The organism is Burkholderia cepacia ATCC 25416, from assembly GCF_001411495.1.
GTDB classification, from domain to species: domain Bacteria; phylum Pseudomonadota; class Gammaproteobacteria; order Burkholderiales; family Burkholderiaceae; genus Burkholderia; species Burkholderia cepacia.
The window spans coordinates 2,146,500-2,165,853 of sequence record NZ_CP012982.1; the positions used below are offsets into that span (position 1 = coordinate 2,146,500).

Sequence of the window (19,354 nt, forward strand, 5' to 3'; positions counted from 1 at the left end):
ATGGTGTCCCGTCGACAATTTCTCAGCCACTCGGGCGCCGCGCTGCTCGGTTCGGCGATGGTCAGCAAGGCCGGCGCCGCGTCGTTGCCGGAAGCGCCCACGATGGCGAAAACCGGCACGCAGCCGCCGCTCGTGCCGCCGAACGGCCGGCCGTACACGCCCGTCGCGACGCTGAACGGCTGGACGCTGCCGTGGCGGATGAAGAACGGCTGGAAGGAGTTCCACCTGACGGCCGAGCCCGTCGTGCGCGAGATGGCGCCCGGCATGAACGCGAACCTGTGGGGCTACAACGGCCAGTCGCCCGGGCCGACGATCGAGGCCGTCGAAGGCGACAAGGTGCGCATCTTCGTGACCAACCGGCTGCCCGAGCACACGACGATCCACTGGCACGGGCTGCGGCTGCCGAACGGGATGGACGGCGTCGGCGGCCTCACGCAGCCGCATATCCCGCCCGGCAAGACCTTCGTCTACGAGTTCCAGCTCGAGGCGCACGGCACGTTCATGTATCACCCGCACGCCGACGAGATGGTGCAGATGGCGATGGGGATGATGGGCATGTTCATCGTGCACCCGAAGGATCGCGGCACGATGCCGGTCGATCGCGACTTCGTGTTCCTGCTCGCCGCGTACGACATCGATCCGGGCAGCTACACGCCGCGCGTGAACGAGATGACGGACTTCAACATGTGGACGTTCAATTCGCGCGTGTTCCCGGGCATCGATCCGCTGCCGGTGCGTGCGGGCGACCGCGTGCGGATTCGTTTCGGCAACCTGACGATGACGAACCATCCGATCCACCTGCACGGCTACAGCTTCGAAGTCGCGGGCACCGACGGCGGCTGGATTCCGCCGGCGGCGCGCTGGCCGGAAGTGACGGCCGATGTCGCGGTGGGCCAGATGCGCGCGATCGAGTTCACCGCCGATCGCCCGGGCGACTGGGCATTCCACTGCCACAAGTCGCATCACACGATGAATGCGATGGGCCACCAGGTGCCGAATTTGATCGGCGTGCCGCAAAAGGATCTCGCGCAGCGCATCGGCAAGCTCGTGCCCGACTACATGGCGATGGGCAGCACGGGCGGCGCGATGGGCGGCATGGAGATGCCGCTGCCCGACAACACGCTGCCGATGATGACGGGCACGGGCCCGTTCGGGCCGCTGGAGATGGGCGGCATGTTCACGGTCTGCAAGGTGCGGCAGGGCCTCGGCCGCAACGACTATCGCGATCCGGGCTGGTTCAGGCATCCGAAGGGCACCGTCGCGTACGAGTACACCGGCGAACTGCCGGACGGTTGAGCAGCAGCATGCGGCGGCCGTACCGATGCGGCCGCCGGTTTCCATTCACTCACACGGGAGTCGACACGATGAAGCAGGGACTGGTTTTGATGGCAACGGGTTGGGCGCTGGCGTTTTCCGCCGCGTCGTACGCGGCGGGCGACATGGCCGGCATGGACATGAGCGGTGGCGCGAAGCAGGAAGCCGCGGCAAAGCGGAGCATGTCGCACGGCGAAATCCGCAAGGTCGACACGGCTGCGGCCAAGCTGACGATCAAGCACGGCCCGCTCGAGAACCTCGGGATGGACGCGATGACGATGGTGTTCAAGGTGAAGGACCCGGCGATGCTGTCGCAGGTGAAGGTGGGCGACAAGATCGACTTCGTCGCCGAGGACGTGGGCGGCGCGCTGACCGTCGTCGAGCTGAAGAAGCCGTGACGCGAGGCATGAACATGAAGATCACGACTCTCAGGCGGCTGGCCGCCTTCGCCGTGGCCGGCACGATCGTCGCGGCCGCGCCGGTCGCCGCATCGGCGCACGGCAAGCTGGAAAGCGCCGCACCGGCGACGGGCAGCACGGTCGACACGGCGCCCGACACGTTGCGGCTCACCTTCAACGAAGACCTCGAACCGACGTTCAGTTCGGTGAAGGTGTCGGACGCGAACGGCAACGCCGTCACGCAGGAAAAGGCGAAGGTCGATGCGTCGAACCCGCGCGTGATGACCATTGCGATGCCGAAGCTCGCGCCGGGCGCGTACACGGTGCAGTGGGTCGCGATGACGGCCGATGCGCATCGCACCAAGGGCGCCTATACGTTCAAGGTGAAAGGGTGAACGACGGCTTCGTCGGTCTCCTGCGGCTCGTGTCGGTGGCGATCCAGAATGCCGGGTTCGCCGTCGTCGTCGGCGCGCTGCTCGGCAGCCACTGGCTCGCGCGCGGCGCGTCGACGTGGCAGCACGGCATCGGGCGGCGGCTCGTCGCGACGCTGCGCATCGCGTCCGTCGTGTCGCTGCTTGCCAGCATCACCGCGTTCTGGGCGCACTGCGCGCTGATGAGCGACGTGTCGATGCTCGACGCCGGACCGGCCGTCCGCGCGATGCTCGCGGGCACGGGGTTCGGTCATGCGTGGCTGGCCGGCGCCATATTCATGCTCGTCGTCGTGCTGCTGTCGTTCGTCAGGCGAGCGCACGATTCGCGCTTTCCGTTCGCGATCTGGGCCGCGCTCGCCTGTGTCGCGCTCGCGCGCAGCAACGGCGGGCATCCGGTCGACGCGGGGCTGTTCAGCGTGCCGGTGTGGATCGACTGGCTGCATCTGCTGGCGATCAGCGCGTGGGTCGGGCTCGTGCTCGTGACGGCATTCGGCGTGATGCCGTGGCTCATCGGCCTGCCCGCGAGCGAACGCACGACGGGCGCATCGTTCGTGCAGTCGCTGTCCGATGCGTCGACATATGCGCTGATCGTGCTGTTCGCGACCGGCGCGTACAACGGCTGGCGCGGCGTCGATACGCCCGCCAACCTGCTCGCGTCGACGTACGGGCAGATCCTGCTGCTGAAGCTCGCGCTGGTGCTGATCGCCGCGGCGCTCGGCGGACACAACCGCTTCTTCGGGATGCCGAAGCTGTTGGCCGCGCTGAACGACCCGGCCGCCGCGATGCCGGCTGTTTCGCTGCGGCAATTCGGTGCGGTGCTGCGGATCGAGGCGGTCGTGCTCGGCGGCGTGCTGATGGTGGCGGCCGTGCTCGTGTCGAGCGCGTTGCCGGGGACGGTTTAGCGCGGCGGACCATGCGCGAAGGCACGCGGGGGAATCGTCGCGAGCGCGACGAATTTATTGCCGGACGATTTCCCCGCGTTTTCAGGCCCGAACGTGCGATCGGTGGCGATCGCAGCGTGATGACGACAATTACATCAGCCTGTCTTTCGATTACCAAAAACCGTCATTGAGCGCCGCTAAGCTTTCGCCACCCTCACAACCGGGATTCCTCGTCATGCGCTCGACAATCCGCCTCTTCACCCCGCTATTGCTGCTCCCGACGCTCGCCGCGCCGGTTTTCGCCGCCACCGCCGCGCCCGTCAGCCCGAACTGCGGCGGCAGCACGACGCCGATCGCCGAGATCCAGGGGCCGGGCGCACCGTCGCCGCTCGCCGGCCAGAACGTGTCGATCGAAGCCGTCGTCACCGCCGATTTCGGCGGCACGGACGGCTTCGGCGGCTTCTTCGTCCAGCAGGCCGACGCGCAGCGCCGCAACCAGCCGGGCGTGTCCGAGGGCCTGTTCGTCTATGCGCCGAAAGTGCGCGCGAAGGCCGGCGACCTCGTGCACGTGACGGGCAAGGTCGAGGAGAAGTACGGGCAGACGCAGCTCACGCAGTCGGGTGCGATCGCGGTGTGCGCGAACGGCCAGGCCGTCACGCCCGCGACGCTCACGCTGCCGGTCGACAGCCCGAACGCGTTCGCCGCGTATGAAGGGATGCTGGTGCGCCTGCCGCAGACACTGAATGTCACCGACAACTACGAACTCGGCCGTTACGGCAGCGTGATGCTCAGCAACGGTCGCCTGCGCACGCCGACGAGCGTCGTGCCGCCCGCGCAGGCACAGACGCAGATCGATGCGAACGCACGCAACCGTCTCGTCCTCGACGACGGCTCGAACAAGCAGAACCCCGCGACCGTGCCGTATCCGGCGCCGGGCCTGTCGGCCGCGAACACGCTGCGTGCGGGCTACACGGTGCGCGACGTCGAAGGCGTGCTCGAAGTGCGTTACGGCGCATGGCGCGTGCAGCCGCTGCCCGGCGCGGCCGTGCCGGCATTCGACGCGCGCACGAACCCGCGCACCAACGCACCCGCGCGCGATCCGAAATTGAACCTGCGCGTCGCGTCGTTCAACGTCCTCAACTACTTCAACGGCAACGGTCTCGGCGGCGGCTTCGACGATCCGAACAACCGCGGCGCGAAGAACTTCCAGGAATTCCAGCGCCAGGAAGCGAAGATCGTCAGCGCGCTGAAGGCGATCGACGCCGACGTGATCGGCCTGATGGAAATCCAGAACAACGGCTACGGCGAACTGAGCGCGGTGCGCCAGCTCGCGGCGAAGCTCGGCAACCACTGGCGCGTGGTCGATCCGGGCGTGTCGCGCCTCGGCGGCGATGCGATCGCGGTCGCGCTGATCTACGACAGCCGCAAGGTCGAGCCGGTCGGCCGCGCGGCCACGCTCGCGATCGACGACAAGAACCGCCAGCCGCTCGCGCAGTCGTTCCGGCTGGTCGGCGGCAACAAGCAGTCGCTGACGGTCGCGGTCAACCACCTGAAGTCGAAGAACTGCCCGGACGCCACGAACGACGATCTCGACCAGGGTGACGGCCAGGGTTGCTGGAACCCGACGCGCACGCGCGCGGCGGCGAAGGTGGCCGACTGGCTCGCCGGCAACCCGACGGGCGTCGCGGGCCAGGGCGTGCTGCTGATCGGCGATTTCAACAGCTACACGTATGAAGACCCGATCCGCACGCTCGAATCGCGCGGCTACCGCAATCTCGTCGCGCGCTGGATCGGCGCGAATGCGTACAGCTACGTGTACAACGGCGAAGCCGGTTATCTCGATCACGCGCTCGCGACACTGCCGCTCGCGTCGCACGTGAAGGCCGTGCACGAATGGCACATCAACGCGGACGAACCGCTCGCGCTGCAGTACACGCTCGCCTACAAATCGGCGGAGCAGCAGAAGACGTTCTACGCGCCGGATGCGTATCGTTCGTCGGATCACGACCCGGTGCTGATCGATATCGCGCTGCCGGGCGGCGGGCATTGAGCGCGGGTTGAACCGGCTTCGCGATGGACGACGTGCGGCACGTGCGCACGTCGTCGCGCGGGCGGCGGCGGATGAATCGCACGCCGCTCGCGCATCGACAAACCCGGCCGGATATCGGGTAAATAATTCCACTGGAACCGATGCAATGCCGCGAAATCGGTATTTTATGGATGGCAGGGAGGCATAAGCCCCGGATTGAAGAATGATTGAAGTGAATCGAATCTTCGAATCAAGCCTGCATTTCGCCGCAATGAATTAATCGATTGGCGATAATAAAAATGAAAGAAAAATCCTGTCGATCTGAAGGTATTGAGCGTGCTGCATCAATGCAGTAAAGGCTTCGTCGTTGTTCGCGAAAAAGTAAAATATTCGGCGCGGCATTGCCGACAAGACGCACCTTGCACGAATAATCCCGTTTTCTTTCAAATGCCAGACACTGGCGGCCCTTCGCATCATTGCGGGATTTTTAATATCGGAATGATCTTTGACAACGCGGCGCAGCACCGCCTATTTTGTCGATGTCGTAAATTTCGGTAATCAGAAAAGAAGTCCAAACTGCAGGGGGCGGTTCAAGCACGATTCTCGCCAGCAGTTTGCTGTGTCTGTATCACGTTCAGTCTCTTGAAGCAGTCCGATCCCAACCGCCTTTGCGCGAGTGGCGGGTGTTGCTGCGCGTCTCGCCAGTGAGGGCGGCCTTTGTGAAGCGGTATCCGAACCAGCCACAAGGAACGAGATGAAACCAGACAGGAGCAGTACCGGCAGCCGCCGTGCCCGTCGCGGCCGGATGGCCGGGCTAGGCGCATTGACCGCGATGACACTCGCGCTCTCGGCGTGCGGCGGCGACGACTCGTCGTCCGTCGGCGCATCGAGTCTCGCGCAGACAACGGCCAGTCAGCAGGCCAGCGCGCAAGCGGCCAGCAGCCAGACACCGGCGGCCAACCAGCCTTACGTCGACCAGGTCGCCTATTCGTTGAACGCGGGCGATGGCCTCGCGCCCGCCCAGGTGTCCGAGAAAGCGGCCGTCATGCATTACCAGTGGAAAAACGGCGGCACGACCGTCAACTACACGACGACCACCGGCCACCTGACCGCGCAGGACGCGAACGGCAATGCGGAAGCGTCGATGTCGTATGTCGCGTACACCGCGCCGAGCACGAACGGCAAGCCGCGCCCTGTCACGTTCGTCTATAACGGCGGCCCCGGCTCGTCGTCGATCTGGCTGCGTCTCGGCTCGTTCGCGCCGACCCGCGTGGCCACGCCCGATCCGGGGTTCGGCAGCAACTGGCCGAACTATCCGCTCGTCGACAACGCCGACAGCCTGATCGACACCACCGACCTCGTGTTCATCGACCCGCCCGGCACCGGGCTGTCGGAAGCCGTGTTGCCGAACACCAACCAGAAATACTGGAGTTCCGACGCGGACGTGAACATCATGCGCGACTTCATCCAGCGCTACCTGAACGTCAACGGCCGCAGCACGTCGCCGATCTACCTGTACGGCGAATCGTACGGCACGCCGCGTACCGACATGCTCGCGCTGGCGCTCGAATCGGCCGGCGTGCACCTGACGGGTATCGTGCTGCAGTCGGCGATCCTGAACTACTTCGCGGATGCGGTGGAAGCCGTGGCGATCACGCAGTCGACGGAGGGGCTGCTGCTCGAAACCGATACCGTGGCCGGTTACCTGCCCGGTTATGCGGCGGTCGCGGCGTACTTCAACCAGGTTTCGCCGGCACCGGTGAACCAGGATCTGTACGCACTGCAGACGGAACTGTTCACGACGCTGATCTACAACCAGCTGCAGAAGTATTCGCAGTCGTGGGTGTTGAGCCAGCTCGGCATTCCGGATGCGCTCGGCACGCCGGTGTTCCCGAGCGACGCGACGCTCAAGCTGTGGTCGATTCCGTCGAGCCTCACGCAACAGGCGCTGCGCGGCTACTTCAACGCGAATCCGTTCGGCACGAGCCTGCTGCCCGGGACGACGATCGGCCGGTATGACGGACGCGTGTCGTTGCCGAACTCCGATCCGCGGCTGCAGAACGACGGCGACCCGTCCGACATCCTGATTTCGCAGCCGTTCACGAACGCGCTTGCGACGCAGATGCCGGATTACCTCGGCTATACCGCGCCGAACGCGACGTACCTGCCGCTGAACGACAACATCATCGGCGTCTGGGACTTCTCGCACGACGGCCAGCCGATGCCCGACACGATCCCCGATCTGCTCGGTGCGCTGCAGCTCAACCCGAAGCTGCGCGTGCTCGCGGAGAACGGTTTCCACGATCTCGCGACGCCGTTCTTCAACACCGAGAAGCAGCTCGCGCGGCTGCAGACGGTGAAGGGCCTGAATCCGAAGCTGCAGGTGAACTTCTTCCAGGGCGGCCACATGATCTACCTGGACGACGTCGCCCGTCCGCAGATGAAGCGGGACCTGAAGACGTTCTACAAGGGCGCGCGGATTCCGACGGCACTGACGCTGCACACGCTGCCGCCGCCGTGGCCGGATGAAAACCCGCCGGGCGTGCCGACCGGCAGCGTCCCGGGCGCGACGGCCGCGACGACGCTGGCGGCGGCCCCTTGAGCGACGGACTCCTTGTCAAAGGAACCCTCTATTCATCCATTGAATGCGAGTGATCATGTCCCTAATCAATTTGATGCGGCGTATGTCCCCGTTGATCGTCCTCGGTGCCGTGATGAGCAGTGCCCACGCGTTGCCGCCGCAGTCGGTGGCGCCGGTGAAGCTGCCGCACGGCGGGCACGGTGTCGACGGTCCGTTCTTTCCTGCCACGCGGGCGGCGCCGGTGCTGCCGTCGACCGGCGCGACGTTGCAGCAGCAGGCGCAGCAGCGTGTCGATGCGCGGCTCGGCGCCAATACGGTGCTGAGCAACGGCGCGGCCGTGACGAAGGCGCAGGCGCAGAGCAGCGGCCTGGGCTTCGTGTCGAAGCACTTCGACGAGATCGATGCGAAGCACACCGGCCGCGTGACGATGAGCGATGTGCGGCAGTTCATCCGGCAGCGGCAGGTGCAGGCGCAGCAGGATCAGCAGGACGAGTGACGTAGCCGGCAGGGCGGCGGCCGGTGCGGAATCGTTCGCACCGGCCGCCGGAAGGTGACAAGCGTTCAGGTTGCGTGGCGCGCGTAGCGCTTCGCGGTGGCCGACGGCAACTCGCCGGACATCGCGCGATAGTCCTGCGCGAAACTGCTCAGGTGCCGGGAGCCCCATTTGGTGGCCGCGGACGTCACGGAATCGCCGAGCCGAAGCTCGCGGCGTGCGTGATTCAGGCGCACGGCCCGCAGGGACGCGATGGGGTTCAGGTTCAACGTATCCTGGAACGCGTATTGCGCGGTGCGCCGGCCTACGCGATCCGCTGCCGGTCGCGCTTCACGCCGAAGCGTGCGCGATAGTCGCGCGGCGAGACGCCGACCTGCTTCGCGAATGCGCGCTGCAACGCGTCGACGCTGCCGAATCCCGACCGCTCGGCGATCCGCTCGAGCGGCCAGTCGGCCCGCTCCAGCAACGCCTTCGCGCGCTCGACGCGTGCCGCAAGGACGAACTGCGCGGGCGATCGTCCGGTTTCCTTGAGGAAGTTGCGCGCAAACGAGCGTTCGCTCATGTGCATCCGTGCGGCCAGCGCGGCGACGCCGAGATCGCCGGTCGGATCGTCGGCGATCCCGGTGAGCAGCGTCCGCATGCGCGGCGTCGCGTTGGCCTGGATATCGAGCCCGACGCTGAACTGCGCCTGCCCGCCGGGACGGTGCACGAACAGCACGAGTTCGCGCGCGACCGCGAGCGCGGTCGGCGCGCCGCAGTCCGCCTCGACGAGTGCAAGACACAGATCGATGCCGGCCGTCACGCCGGCCGACGTATGAAACGGCGGATCGCTCACGTAGATCGCGTCCGGTTCGATTCGCGCGTCGGGGCACAGCGCCTGCAGCGTCGCACACTGGTTCCAGTGCGTGGTCGCGCGCTTGCCGTCCAGCCATCCGCCCGCGGCGAGCACGAACGCACCCGTGCAGATGCTCGCGATTCGCCGCGTGTCCGCGATTCGCGTGCGCAGCCACGGCAGCACGCCGGCTTCCGACGCGGCGTGTCGCAGTGCCGCTTCATTGCCGCCGGCGACGACGATCGTGTCGATCTGTCCCGGCAGTGCCGCCAGCGGGGCCGTGCCGGCGAGGCGCAGGCCCGCGTGCGTGACGATGTCGTCGCCGTATTGCGACGCGAGCGTGAGCCGGTACGGCAGCGCATGGTCGGGAAGATGACGGTTCGCGACCGCGAACACTTCCATCGGGCCCGTGATGTCGAGCGACTGGACGCCTTCGAAGCCGACGACAACGATGTCGCGTGCCGAACAGGTTGACTGGGACATGGCGGAAAGTGCGGTGGAGTTGTCCTTGTGACCGCGAGCATGATCCTTGTAATTTTCCGGACGTGCAATCGACGGATACGGGTGGACGATGCGGTCAGGGAAGACAGGCGGGGCAGTGCTGCTCGTGTGCGCGGTGCTGGGCGCGTGTGCGGCGGGGTGGCCGGCACCGGTGAGGGCGGAGGACGCACCGCCGGTCGCGCGAGCGCTCACGGTCGGCGCGCCGAAGGCGGGCCGCGTGCGGCCGCTCGTGGCGATCGTCGCGGACAATGCAGGAACGGAGACGACCGATTTCATCGTTCCGTACGCGATTCTGAAGACGTCCGGTGCGGCCGATGTCGTCGCCGTATCGGCCGACGAAGGCGAGGTCGAACTGATGCCCGCGTTGCGCATGCTGGCCGACACCACATTCGACCGGTTCGACGCGACCGTTCCAGCCGGGGCGGATGTCGTGATCGTCCCCGCGCTGCACGGTGCCGACCGGCCGGCGGTGCTGGCGTGGTTGCGCAAGCAGGCCGTCGGCGGCGCGACGATGGTGGCGATCTGCGATGGCGCGGAAGTCCTCGCGAACGCGGGCCTGCTCCAGCATCGCACGGCGACGTCGCACTGGTATTCGCGCGACCGCCTGCGTCGCCGCTTTACCGGGACGACCTGGGTCGACGATCGCCGCTATGTGATGGACGGCGACGTCATGACGACGACCGGCGTGTCGGCGTCGATTCCCGCTTCGCTGGCATTGGTGAGTGCGCTGGCGGGGCCGGCCGCGGCGCGCGAGACCGCGCGGCGCGTCGGCGCGCAGGCATGGAGCGACGTTCATGACGGCAGCCGGTTCGTGTTGACCGCGCCGGCGGTGGCGGTCGCATTGACGAACCGCCTCGCGTTCTGGCGGCACGAGACGTTCGATCTTCCGGTCGAAGACGGGTTCGACGAGCTTCCGGTTGCGCTGACGGCCGATGCGTGGGCGCGGACCTGGCGCAGCGACGTCGTCGCGACGGCGGGCGCGCGCGTGATCGAGTCGAGGCACGGGCTGCGGTTGCTGGCGCAGCCGGCGACTGCCGGGCACGCGCGCGTGGCGATGCCGGCCGGACGGCGTGGCGAATCGGTGCTTCCGGGTGTGCTCGCAGACATCGCGGCACGCTACGGTGACGCGACATCGGGCTGGGTCGCACTGCAACTGGAGTATCCGAAGTAGCGGCGCGTCGCGCGCGCTTACTTCACCCACTCTGCGAGCTTGGGATCGGGGTAAGGCAGGAGATCCTGCGACTTGGTGGGCTCGGCCACCCATTTCTTCCCGTTCCAGTGGAAATCGGCCTGCGTTTCCGACCCGTGGCCGTTCGAGTAGATGACAGCGGTGCAGGCGGCCTGGCCCGGATAAGTCGGGTTTTTGGCGCCGATGCAGGACCCGAGAAACACCATGACGTCGCCGAGGCCGAACCGCTCCTGCATCGCGTAGGTCGCGTCGAGGTCCGAGAGCCGGTCAGGGACGGGCGTCGCGTCGCACGCGGTGAGGCTCACGGCAAGCAGCAGCGCGGCGGCCCGGCCGGCATGCTGCCGGTTGCAGGGGCTGTTGGAGGAAGGGGCGTCGGCGCGCTTCCGCGCGCGGGAGTTTGACGGGCAGGGCATGCGGGTTTCGGGTGACGGACACGACGGGCATTGTGCCGGAATTCGCCGGCGCCCGGCCTTTGCCAGCGGAGACTCGCGCAGTGCTTCGCGCCCGCCTTTCATCGCGTCGCATCGCATCGCGCGCCGCCACGATCGCGATGCGGAGGCTAGGGCGCGATCACCGTCACCCTGAACGGCCCGCCGTTCGCGGCAGCATGTGCGACCGCATCGTTCGCGTCGTCGAGCGCGAACGTCGTCACGTCGAAATGCCCGAGGTCGAGCAGCCCGCCGTGGACGAGCCCCGCCATCAGCGTCACCGCTTCTGTCGGGTACATCCACTTGCCGCGCAGCGTGATGTCGTTGCGCATGATCCACGGATACGGCAGCTCGAGCCCCGCCCCGCCGAGCATGCCGACGCCGCCCATCAGCACCACGCGCCCGTAGGGGCGCACGGCCATCACGGCGGCACGCACCGTCGTCGCCGGCACCGCAGGCGGCATCAGGTCGATCACGCAGTCGATCGGCCCCGGTGCCGCCTGCTGCATGCGGGCGCGATCCGCGGCTTCGTCGCCGGTCAGCTCGACCGTGCGCACGCGATCGCCGAAGCGGCGCTCGAGGTCGGCCAGTACGCGCGCATTGCGGCCGGGCGCGACCACGCACCGCGCGCCCATGGCCAGCGCCACCGCGATGCTTGCGCTGCCGAAGTGGCCGGTCGCGCCGCTGACGAGCAGGATCTCGCCCGCGCGCAGGTCGGACGCGAGCAGCCCGCCGTACGGCACGAGCAGCGTATTGAGCGCGCACCAGCGCGCGGCATCGGCCGATGCGATATCGCCGATGCGCACCGCGTTCTCGGTCGGCACGCGCAGCCGCTCGGCGAACGGGCCGTCGTGAAAGTAGCGCTGCAACTGCTTGCCGCCTTCGCCGCGCGCGCTCCAGCCCTGCAAAACGATGTCGGGCATCCGCGCATCGTCGCGCGAGCGCACGGTCGGATCGCAGAACACCCAGTCGCCCGGTTGCAACTGCGTCGCATCGGGGCCGGTTTGCCGGACCCGGCCGATCGCGCCGCAGCCGGGGACGATCGGCAGCGCGATCGGATAGCGGCGCTCGCCGCTGAACACTTCCCGCGCGTAGGGCAGAACCGGTGTCGCGACGACATCCACGATGACCTCGCCGGTGCCGAGCACGGGGTCGGGCATCGTCTCGACGGCGAGCGGCAGGCCGAGTGACTTCAGGATCGCAGCTTTCATGAGGGTTCCCGAGGGTGGGGGACGCGCCGATTCTGGCAGGCTTAGAATCCGCAACAAGGCCCGGCGCGAGCCCAGGATCGGCCAATACCACCCTGCACGGAGCGAACCCGATGACCGTCACCACGCGAACCCCGTTCGGCGATTTCCTGCGCTCGCGGCGCAAGAAGCTGCGGCCGGATGCCGTCGGCCTGCACGGCGGCCCGCGCCGGCGCACGCCCGGCCTGCGGCGCGAGGAAGTGGCGGAACTGGCCGGCATCGGCGTCGACTGGTACGTGCGGCTCGAGCAGGGGCGCGACGTCAGCCCGTCGGATGCGACGCTCGACGCGCTGGCACGCGCATTGCGGCTGGACAAGGCCGAGGCTGCCCATCTGCGCACGCTCGCACGGCGCGACGAGGCGCGTGCGTTCGTGCCGGAGCGTGTGCCGCCCGCGATCGCGCGGCTCGTTGCCTATCTTCAGCAGCCTGCATACGTGACCGGGCGGCGCTGGGACATCCTCGCGTGGAATGCCGCCGCGGCCGAACTGCTCGGCTTCGACCGGCTGGCGGAAGCCGATCGCAACATCCTTGTCTACATGTTCGTCGAGCCGCACGCGCGTGCGCTCTTCGCCGCGAGCTGGGCCGACGAGGCGCGCCGGATGATCGCACTGTTTCGCGCGAACCACGATCTCTACGCGAGCGAGCCGGCATTCGTCGCACTGGTGGAACGCTTGCGCGCCGGCAGCGTCGAGTTCGCGCAATGGTGGGATGAGCACGACGTGCGCAGCGGCGTGTCGGGCGAGAAGGTGCTCGTCCACGCGCAACGCGGCGCGCAGCGCTACGAGTACGCGACGTTCCAGGCGAACGACGATCCCGCGCTGAAGCTGGCGATCTATACGCCGATGGACGGCGATGAAGGGACGTGAGGCCGAGTAGGCCGGCGTCACCGCGCGTTCAGGCAGCGAAGCGTCGGCTTCGTGCGTGAACGCGGACGTTGCGGTGTAACGACGGTAGTGTGCCGCCTCAGGCCGTGCGTCGTGCCGACAGGCGATTCCACAGCATGCCGGCCCGGTTGCCGCTTCCGCAGTATGCGAGCACCGGTTTCGGCAGCGTATCGACCAGCGCGCCGAATGCGTCGATGTCCGCCTCGCCGATGCGGTCGCGCTCGACCGGCAGGTAGCGCGCGTCGAGGCCCAGTTCGCGAGCCGCCGCGGCGATCTCGTCGAATGCCGGCTGGTCGACGCCTTCGCCGTCGGGACGGTTGCAGATCACCGAGCGGAAGCCGGCGTTGCGGATCGCCTTCAGGTCGGCCGGCGTGATCTGCCGCGAAGCGGAAAACCCGTTCGCGGCCGTCGCACGACACTGCTCGATCGCGCGGCGGAAACAGGCGATCGCGAAATCGACGTCCTGCTCCGTCGTAAAACGGCCGAAGCTCACGCGCACGGTGCGGCCCGCCGTCTCCGCGTCGAGGCCGATCGCGGTCAGCACGTGCGACGGTGCGCCGCTGGCCGAGTTGCACGCGGAGGTCGACGACACGGCGAGCGCTTCGTCGAGCATGAACGGGAAGAAGCCGGGCGCATTCACCGTCAGGCTCAGCGTGTGCGGGATGCGGCGTGCCGTGGCCGCGTTCTGCGTGACGTCGCCGAGCGCGGCCAGCGCGTTCGTCAGGCGCGCGCCGAGCGCCGCGATCCGCGCGGCTTCGCCGTCGAGCTTTTCCGCGGCCAGTTCACATGCAACGCCCATGCCTACGATCTGATGCGTCGCGAGCGTCCCTGAGCGCAGGCCGCGCTCGTGGCCGCCGCCGTGGATTTGCGGGGCGATCCGGTTGGCGATGTCGCAGCGCACGAACAGCGCGCCGATACCCTTCGGGCCGTACACCTTGTGCGCGGACATCGACAGCATGTCGATGCCGAGCGTGCGCACGTCGATCGGCGTCTTGCCGAGCGCCTGTGCGGCGTCGACGTGGAGCAGCGCGCCGGCGGCGTGCACGATGCGGGAGATGGCGGCGATATCGGTCAGCGTGCCGAGCTCGTTGTTCACCAGCATCAGCGACACGAGGCCCGTATCGGGGCCGATGGCGGCAGCGACCGCGTCGGCGGTGATCTCGCCGTCGCGCGTGGGCGCGACGAACGTGACCGACATGCCGTGCTTCGACAGGTTCGCCATCGTGTCGAGGATGGCCTTGTGCTCGATGCGGCTCGTGATCAGGTGGCGCTTGTCGGTCGCGTTTTCCGCGTAACCCTTCAGCGCGAGGTTGTTCGATTCGGTGGCGCCCGACGTCCAGACGATCTCGTCGGCATCCGCGCCGATCAACGCGGCGACTTGCGCGCGGGCCTGCTCGACCTTGTCTTTCGCCAGCCGGCCGGCGGCGTGCGAGCTCGATGCGGGATTGCCGAAGATGCCGTCGAAGCCGAGGCAGGCCGTCATCGCTTCGATCACGCGGGGATCGGCGGGCGTCGTGGCTGCGTAGTCGAGGTAGTGCAGCGTGGTGGGTTCGCTCATGTCCGTCTCTTGCTCTGTTCTTTCAGAATGGGAGAAATGATACGGGGGACAGAAGGGAAAAAGGATCCAAAATGGGTCGGTGTTTGGGGCTAACGTGGAATGTGGTTTTGTTTTTGTGGCGATTGGGGGAATTTGTTTCTTGATCAATGGCGCCGCGCGAGATGGCCCCGTCTCTGGGTTGCGGGGGAAACGATGTCCCGCGACGTCTGCGAAACGTGGAAGGGGGCGCGGCGTTTCCCCCGGCTCGACCGGGTGGTCACAGCGGATCGAGTGGCGTGGCCCGTCGGTGAGTGTCGCGCACCCATGCATGCAAGGCGCTTTCGTACCTGGCAGGGATCGTGATCGTCAGTGTGGTCAGGCGCGTGTCGTTGCCCGGCAATGCCAGATATCGCTGCCACGCTCTCCGGACCAGCTGCGACATGGCGGAATTGGTGATGCCGAGTTCGGCGGCGAGCTTGCGCTGCGACCGGCCCCTGACGAAGATTTCAAACAAGGCCCACCGGTTCACCGGCTTGATCCGGGTATCGTGCAGCCTCAACAACTGAAACTGTTCGGCTGTCATGCGTCGAATCTGTGCCATTCAGATGCGCCCGGAAGTTTGCAGGGTAGAAATCAATGCCGCGCCGCAGGACGTCTTGTGATTGTGGAATGCGGCGGGGCGGCCTTCGACATCGAATGCCATGTCTCCTTCCGCAATCACGCAGGCGCCGTGAAGCGGGCACGAACATGCATCGCCGACGCGGGCGACCGCGCGTCCCATCACCTTGCTCGTCGCCGCCCCGGATTCGACCCGGCCGCCGTGAGTGTGCAGGTCGCCTACTCGAATGATTCCTCGCATATAACCCATTCCCAGTGTGATTTGGTGTGGCGGGCGCGTTCGTGCTCAACGCGCCGCGCGTCGGCATGCATCACCATGAATAGCCCTGCATCCCGTAGTTGGTGTCGTGACGGCGCCCCCACCACGGCAGGTAAGCGTTGTTCCCGCCACGCGCACGGAACCAGTCCTCGTTCGGATCGATCGGCGTGAGATTGGCCGGCGGAATGACCACGACGGCCGCGGGGTGTTTCGGGTCGGTCGTGCCTGCGACGAGCGCGTTGCCGCCGTAGTGATTGATCCGGCCGATCGCCAGCGCAACGTCGGTCAAGGCGCTGCCGGTTCCCATGTCGCCGAGCAAGGCCACGGTGTTGAACGCCTGATTCTTGTGATCGTATTCGGGCAGGATTTCGGTGAGTGTCTGCGATAGGCCGACAAGTCGCGCCGATGCGGCGTCGCTACCTGCGCCGGCGTCGTGAACGATGTACTTGATATCCGGAACGGCAATCCCGGCGTTGCGTGCTGCCTGATCGATGGTTGCCTTCCACGCTTGCACCGTTCGTGTCGTGCCGGCCTTCTGCGAAAACTCGGCGGTGTTGCCGGTCGCTGCCTTGCCGATCCACGCGAGTGGTTCGCGCTCGGTGTTGAAGGTTGGACCGGCGAGGAACAGCACGACGAGGTTTTCGTTGATCTGGGCGTCGGTGGGTGGGAAATTAGGCGCGTCCCAATTCATTACCCACACGCTCTTGTCGGGGTTCGCTTGCAGATAGTCCAGCGCGTTGTTCAGTGATGTGAAGCCGGCGTTTGCACCGCCTTGCGTGATCTGCACGTCAGGGGGCGTGTCGCGGCTCCACAGAGTTTTGGGGGAAGGCGGGCCGATTTCATAGAATGTCATCATTCGATCGACCAGGCGCGACCGAGCGAACGTTGCGTCGAGACGAGTAGGAATGGCAATTTCAACGCGTATGCCGGCGAGTTCGCGCCAGTCCTTCTGATTCTTGGGGCCCACTGTGTAGAAGTACTTTGAATTCATCCCATAGCGCGTTCGAAGCAGCAGTATGGATTTATCAATGTACTTGGCATAGAAGCCTTTGAACGTCTCTTCCCCTTCGTTGCCGTAGACCAGTGCGCCAATTGACCGAAGCGAAGAGAATTTTTCAGGCTTGGTCCGCACCATATCGTCGTTCTTGTTGGGCGTAACAAGCCCTTGCGCCCACAACAGTTGCCACTCTGTCGGATAGTCCATCCGTTGCAATGGATTCAACCAAATCATGCCGACGACTTGCGCAACGGGGTTCCTGGCCGGATCGTCTGTACGGGCGGCTTCCAGAGTGGGGGGAATGGGGTGCGTCTCGGCTTGGGCCGGCCGTGCCATGGCCGTGGTGAATAGAAACATCATGAGCGCCAGCAAGCCGGGCACAGCTACGAATCGTTTCATCCAATCTCCCATTTTCAAGTGTGCCGGGTCCGGTTGTTCTACATGTGCCATTAGCGTGGCCATCAGCGGGATCGCGATTAACCAGACCATAAAGGCGATGGTGATGCGTCGGGATCGAGTGGCGATCAAAGCTTTCATAGCGGCCCTCCAACCTTCAGATAGAGCTGGCCCTCGCGCTCGTCTACGATTTTGCCGGGCATATTGCCTTCGCAATCATTGGCATGCACCCACTCATGCATTGTCATTCGGTCGAGTTGCCCGGACTCAAAATAGTCGAAGTATTTTTTGTTCAGATTGTCGAGTGGAATACCATTCCCCATCCGCCAATCTGCCTCAATGCGCAGAGCTCTCATCTGTTTTGGCGTCAGGTAACACGGACCAATCGCGACGTCATACGCAAGCGCTTTTTCCGCATGCTCCGGGTTGGTCATCGTCGTCGAGTGGTTCGTCGGGCTGTTCGTCGTACCGCGATCGAGCCAGTCCACGATCTGCTTGTCTCGCCACTCTTTGTAGCCATCCGGTAGAGCGCTTTTGCCATCTTCACCGATGACGTGACCGTCGCTGTCGAGCCACTCCGTGTTCAACGTGCGGCGCGCTTCCATCCGCATCAGGGCGCGGTCTTCGTAACGTTGCCCGGCTTCACTCGCGGCCGTACCGTGCGCGTCACCGTCCTTGTTCTTCGCCTTGTACTGGTCGTAAGGATCGTCGGCCCGTTTGGCCGCATCGATCTTGCCGGCATCGCGCCATGCGGATGGCGGATCGTTGTCTTCGTTGAAGGCGCTCGTTGCTTCGCCGTCCTCGGTCAGAATCGGCTTGTCGAACCTCAACGCCTGCGGCGGAAACGTCTCGTCCAGGGCCGGTGCGTCCGCCAATACCTCCCAGCCCTTCGGCGGATCGGCGTTCACGCGAAACATGTTCATTGCCGAACTGACCGTGGTCGCAAGGAACATGATCGGCGCCGAGAACAGCGTTGCCGCCATTCCCCACACCGACTCATTCCCCTTGAGCGCACCGATCAGATTGAATTTCGCCGGCGGCGAGGGCGGATACCAGAAGCCCCTCTTCGTGCCTTTCTTGCCGTACCGCCAGTCGTCTTCCCAATAGCGATAGCGCTTCTGCACACCGACATCGAAGCCGGACGCAAACACGCGCTGTGTCAGGACGCCGTGTACGCCGATATCCGTCAGTTCGTGCCTGTCGATGCCGCGCCAGCCGATACCCTGCACGGTGATCGCCGAAATCACCTGATCGTGCGGACAGCAATACGCGGTGACGCGCCCATATGTCGATCCGTTCAGGCCGTGGCGCGCACGGTCGGCCAGTGCGGTATACGACTTGTTGCTCGTCGGCGATACCCGGTTGTTCGCCATGTCGGCGTCGACCGTGTCTGGCGACGGTTCATGGGCAGCGCGATCGCCAATCATCGACAAGAAAGTGCGGAGCGTCTGAGTGCGCGCTGCGTAGGTCTGCCGGCCGCGCTTGCCCTCGGCATCCTTCGTCGCACGTTGCGACCAGGTATCCATGAACGTGTCGGATTTGTGCGGGCCTTCGCTGTTCGCCAGGCTGTACGGGGCATTCGCCAGCACGTAGGCATCCGCGACGCAGCGTCCCTTGCGGCCCCACGGATCTTCCACTTCCGGAAACGCGTCACCGAAGAACGCGCCCGTGAGGCCGACGATATTCCCCTGGCTGTGACACACGACGGTGATCGGCACGTCGGCGCGCATCTTCCGGATCGACTCGATCAGTTTGGCAAGCCGCAACGCGGCAAGCACGCCATAGGCACGCGGCGGCGCGCGATACAGCGGCCGGTTGGTCGGGTTGATGCCCTGCACGGTTATCCACCCCACGGCTCGGTCGTCGAGGCCGTCGTGCCAGAGATCGGGCAAGCTCGAACAGCCATTGGTGAACGGGCCGCCTCCCCAATAATCCTTCTCGTTGAGAAAGATCTTGTCGCCGTATTCCTTCAGTTCTTCCAGTGTCGCGCGGTAGCCCCACCGAAAATGGATGACGGGTGAGAACGACGGATCGGGGATGACGTAATTGTCCGGCAGCAAGTCCGGATTCAGAAACCCCTCCGGCGTCACGCTCTCGGTGTACTTCGCAGGCGTCAACTGCCCGGCGTCGACTCCGTGATACGTCATCTGGTCGTCCAGGCGTCCCAGCCGACGATTCAGGCCCTTGCACAATCCCTCTTCGGACGCCTTGTACCATTCGCCCTCGGAGTTGACGCCGTGGACGAAGATGACGACGCCGGGCAACGGCAGTTGCTTGACGCAGATGAGCCGCTTGTCGTTGTCGAACAGCATCGGCCCCTCGGCTCTGCCGACGACGAC

Annotated in this window: 18 protein-coding genes; 9 read left to right on the top strand and 9 right to left on the bottom strand. The window is 65.9% G+C overall.

The features are described from left to right. The 7 genes from APZ15_RS26930 (at position 1) to APZ15_RS26960 (ending at position 8,130) form a co-directional block, all read left to right on the top strand. Positions 1 to 1,296, top strand: a complete 1,296-nt coding sequence (locus tag APZ15_RS26930; RefSeq protein ID WP_027789826.1) for a multicopper oxidase family protein — start codon at positions 1 to 3, stop codon at positions 1,294 to 1,296. A 68-nt stretch (positions 1,297 to 1,364) separates the two neighbouring features. Continuing rightward, positions 1,365 to 1,712, top strand: a complete 348-nt coding sequence (locus APZ15_RS26935) for a copper-binding protein (protein ID WP_027789825.1) — start codon at positions 1,365 to 1,367, stop codon at positions 1,710 to 1,712. Positions 1,713 to 1,726: 14 nt separating this feature from the next. Continuing rightward, on the top strand, positions 1,727 to 2,107 hold the full coding sequence (gene copC, locus APZ15_RS26940) for a copper homeostasis periplasmic binding protein CopC (protein WP_027789824.1): 381 nt from the start codon (positions 1,727 to 1,729) through the stop codon (positions 2,105 to 2,107). Continuing rightward, positions 2,104 to 3,045, top strand: coding sequence for a CopD family protein (locus tag APZ15_RS26945; RefSeq protein ID WP_027789823.1), 942 nt, complete (start codon positions 2,104 to 2,106; stop codon positions 3,043 to 3,045). Before copC ends, APZ15_RS26945 begins: the two co-directional genes overlap by 4 nt. Positions 3,046 to 3,259: 214 nt before the next feature. Next, positions 3,260 to 5,074 (top strand): ExeM/NucH family extracellular endonuclease, encoded by a 1,815-nt coding sequence (locus APZ15_RS26950; protein WP_027789822.1) that lies wholly within the window; start codon positions 3,260 to 3,262, stop codon positions 5,072 to 5,074. 733 nt (positions 5,075 to 5,807) lie between these two features. Continuing rightward, positions 5,808 to 7,655 (top strand): S10 family serine carboxypeptidase-like protein, encoded by a 1,848-nt coding sequence (locus APZ15_RS26955; protein WP_027789821.1) that lies wholly within the window; start codon positions 5,808 to 5,810, stop codon positions 7,653 to 7,655. A gap of 43 nt (positions 7,656 to 7,698) precedes the next feature. Next, the gene (locus tag APZ15_RS26960) at positions 7,699 to 8,130 is read left to right on the top strand and encodes a hypothetical protein (RefSeq protein ID WP_049098427.1); all 432 of its coding nucleotides are present in this window, start codon (positions 7,699 to 7,701) and stop codon (positions 8,128 to 8,130) included. 65 nt (positions 8,131 to 8,195) lie between these two features. On the opposite strand, the gene APZ15_RS26965 is transcribed toward APZ15_RS26960, so the two are convergent. Beyond that, positions 8,196 to 8,396, bottom strand: a complete 201-nt coding sequence (locus APZ15_RS26965; protein WP_027789819.1) for a helix-turn-helix domain-containing protein — start codon at positions 8,394 to 8,396, stop codon at positions 8,196 to 8,198. A 35-nt stretch (positions 8,397 to 8,431) separates the two neighbouring features. Next, positions 8,432 to 9,442: a GlxA family transcriptional regulator gene (locus APZ15_RS26970; protein ID WP_027789818.1), complete on the bottom strand. Its 1,011-nt coding sequence runs from the start codon at positions 9,440 to 9,442 to the stop codon at positions 8,432 to 8,434. 88 nt (positions 9,443 to 9,530) lie between these two features. Between APZ15_RS26970 and APZ15_RS26975 the strand changes: the two genes are divergently transcribed. Continuing rightward, complete coding sequence (locus APZ15_RS26975; protein ID WP_027789817.1) at positions 9,531 to 10,631, top strand: DJ-1/PfpI family protein; 1,101 nt, start codon at positions 9,531 to 9,533, stop codon at positions 10,629 to 10,631. Positions 10,632 to 10,648: 17 nt separating this feature from the next. On the opposite strand, the gene APZ15_RS26980 is transcribed toward APZ15_RS26975, so the two are convergent. Together APZ15_RS26980 and APZ15_RS26985 are read right to left on the bottom strand one after the other, a co-directional pair. Beyond that, positions 10,649 to 11,062: a hypothetical protein gene (locus tag APZ15_RS26980; RefSeq protein WP_027789816.1), complete on the bottom strand. Its 414-nt coding sequence runs from the start codon at positions 11,060 to 11,062 to the stop codon at positions 10,649 to 10,651. Positions 11,063 to 11,208: 146 nt separating this feature from the next. Beyond that, a complete protein-coding gene (locus APZ15_RS26985; RefSeq protein ID WP_027789815.1) occupies positions 11,209 to 12,288 on the bottom strand; it encodes an alcohol dehydrogenase catalytic domain-containing protein in 1,080 nt (359 codons plus the stop codon). A gap of 110 nt (positions 12,289 to 12,398) precedes the next feature. Between APZ15_RS26985 and APZ15_RS26990 the strand changes: the two genes are divergently transcribed. Beyond that, the gene (locus APZ15_RS26990; protein ID WP_027789814.1) at positions 12,399 to 13,190 is read left to right on the top strand and encodes a helix-turn-helix transcriptional regulator; all 792 of its coding nucleotides are present in this window, start codon (positions 12,399 to 12,401) and stop codon (positions 13,188 to 13,190) included. 97 nt (positions 13,191 to 13,287) lie between these two features. Here APZ15_RS26990 and APZ15_RS26995 read toward each other — a convergent pair whose 3' ends face one another. The 5 genes from APZ15_RS26995 to APZ15_RS27010 form a co-directional block, all read right to left on the bottom strand. Continuing rightward, positions 13,288 to 14,766, bottom strand: a complete 1,479-nt coding sequence (locus APZ15_RS26995) for an aminotransferase class V-fold PLP-dependent enzyme (protein ID WP_027789813.1) — start codon at positions 14,764 to 14,766, stop codon at positions 13,288 to 13,290. Positions 14,767 to 15,022: 256 nt separating this feature from the next. Then, entirely contained in the window at positions 15,023 to 15,328 is a 306-nt protein-coding gene (locus APZ15_RS27000) for a TrfB-related DNA-binding protein (RefSeq protein ID WP_027789812.1), read from the bottom strand. Positions 15,329 to 15,346: 18 nt separating this feature from the next. After that, positions 15,347 to 15,604 carry a PAAR domain-containing protein gene (locus APZ15_RS39900; protein ID WP_080982159.1) on the bottom strand — a complete coding sequence of 86 codons (258 nt, stop codon included), beginning with the start codon at positions 15,602 to 15,604 and terminating at the stop codon, positions 15,347 to 15,349. 70 nt (positions 15,605 to 15,674) lie between these two features. Beyond that, complete coding sequence (locus tag APZ15_RS27005) at positions 15,675 to 17,156, bottom strand: virulence factor (protein ID WP_172535132.1); 1,482 nt, start codon at positions 17,154 to 17,156, stop codon at positions 15,675 to 15,677. Further along, a complete protein-coding gene (locus APZ15_RS27010) occupies positions 17,153 to 19,327 on the bottom strand; it encodes a T6SS effector phospholipase Tle3 domain-containing protein (RefSeq protein WP_049098430.1) in 2,175 nt (724 codons plus the stop codon). The genes APZ15_RS27005 and APZ15_RS27010 overlap by 4 nt, the downstream gene beginning before the upstream one ends. Positions 19,328 to 19,354: the final 27 nt, after the last annotated feature.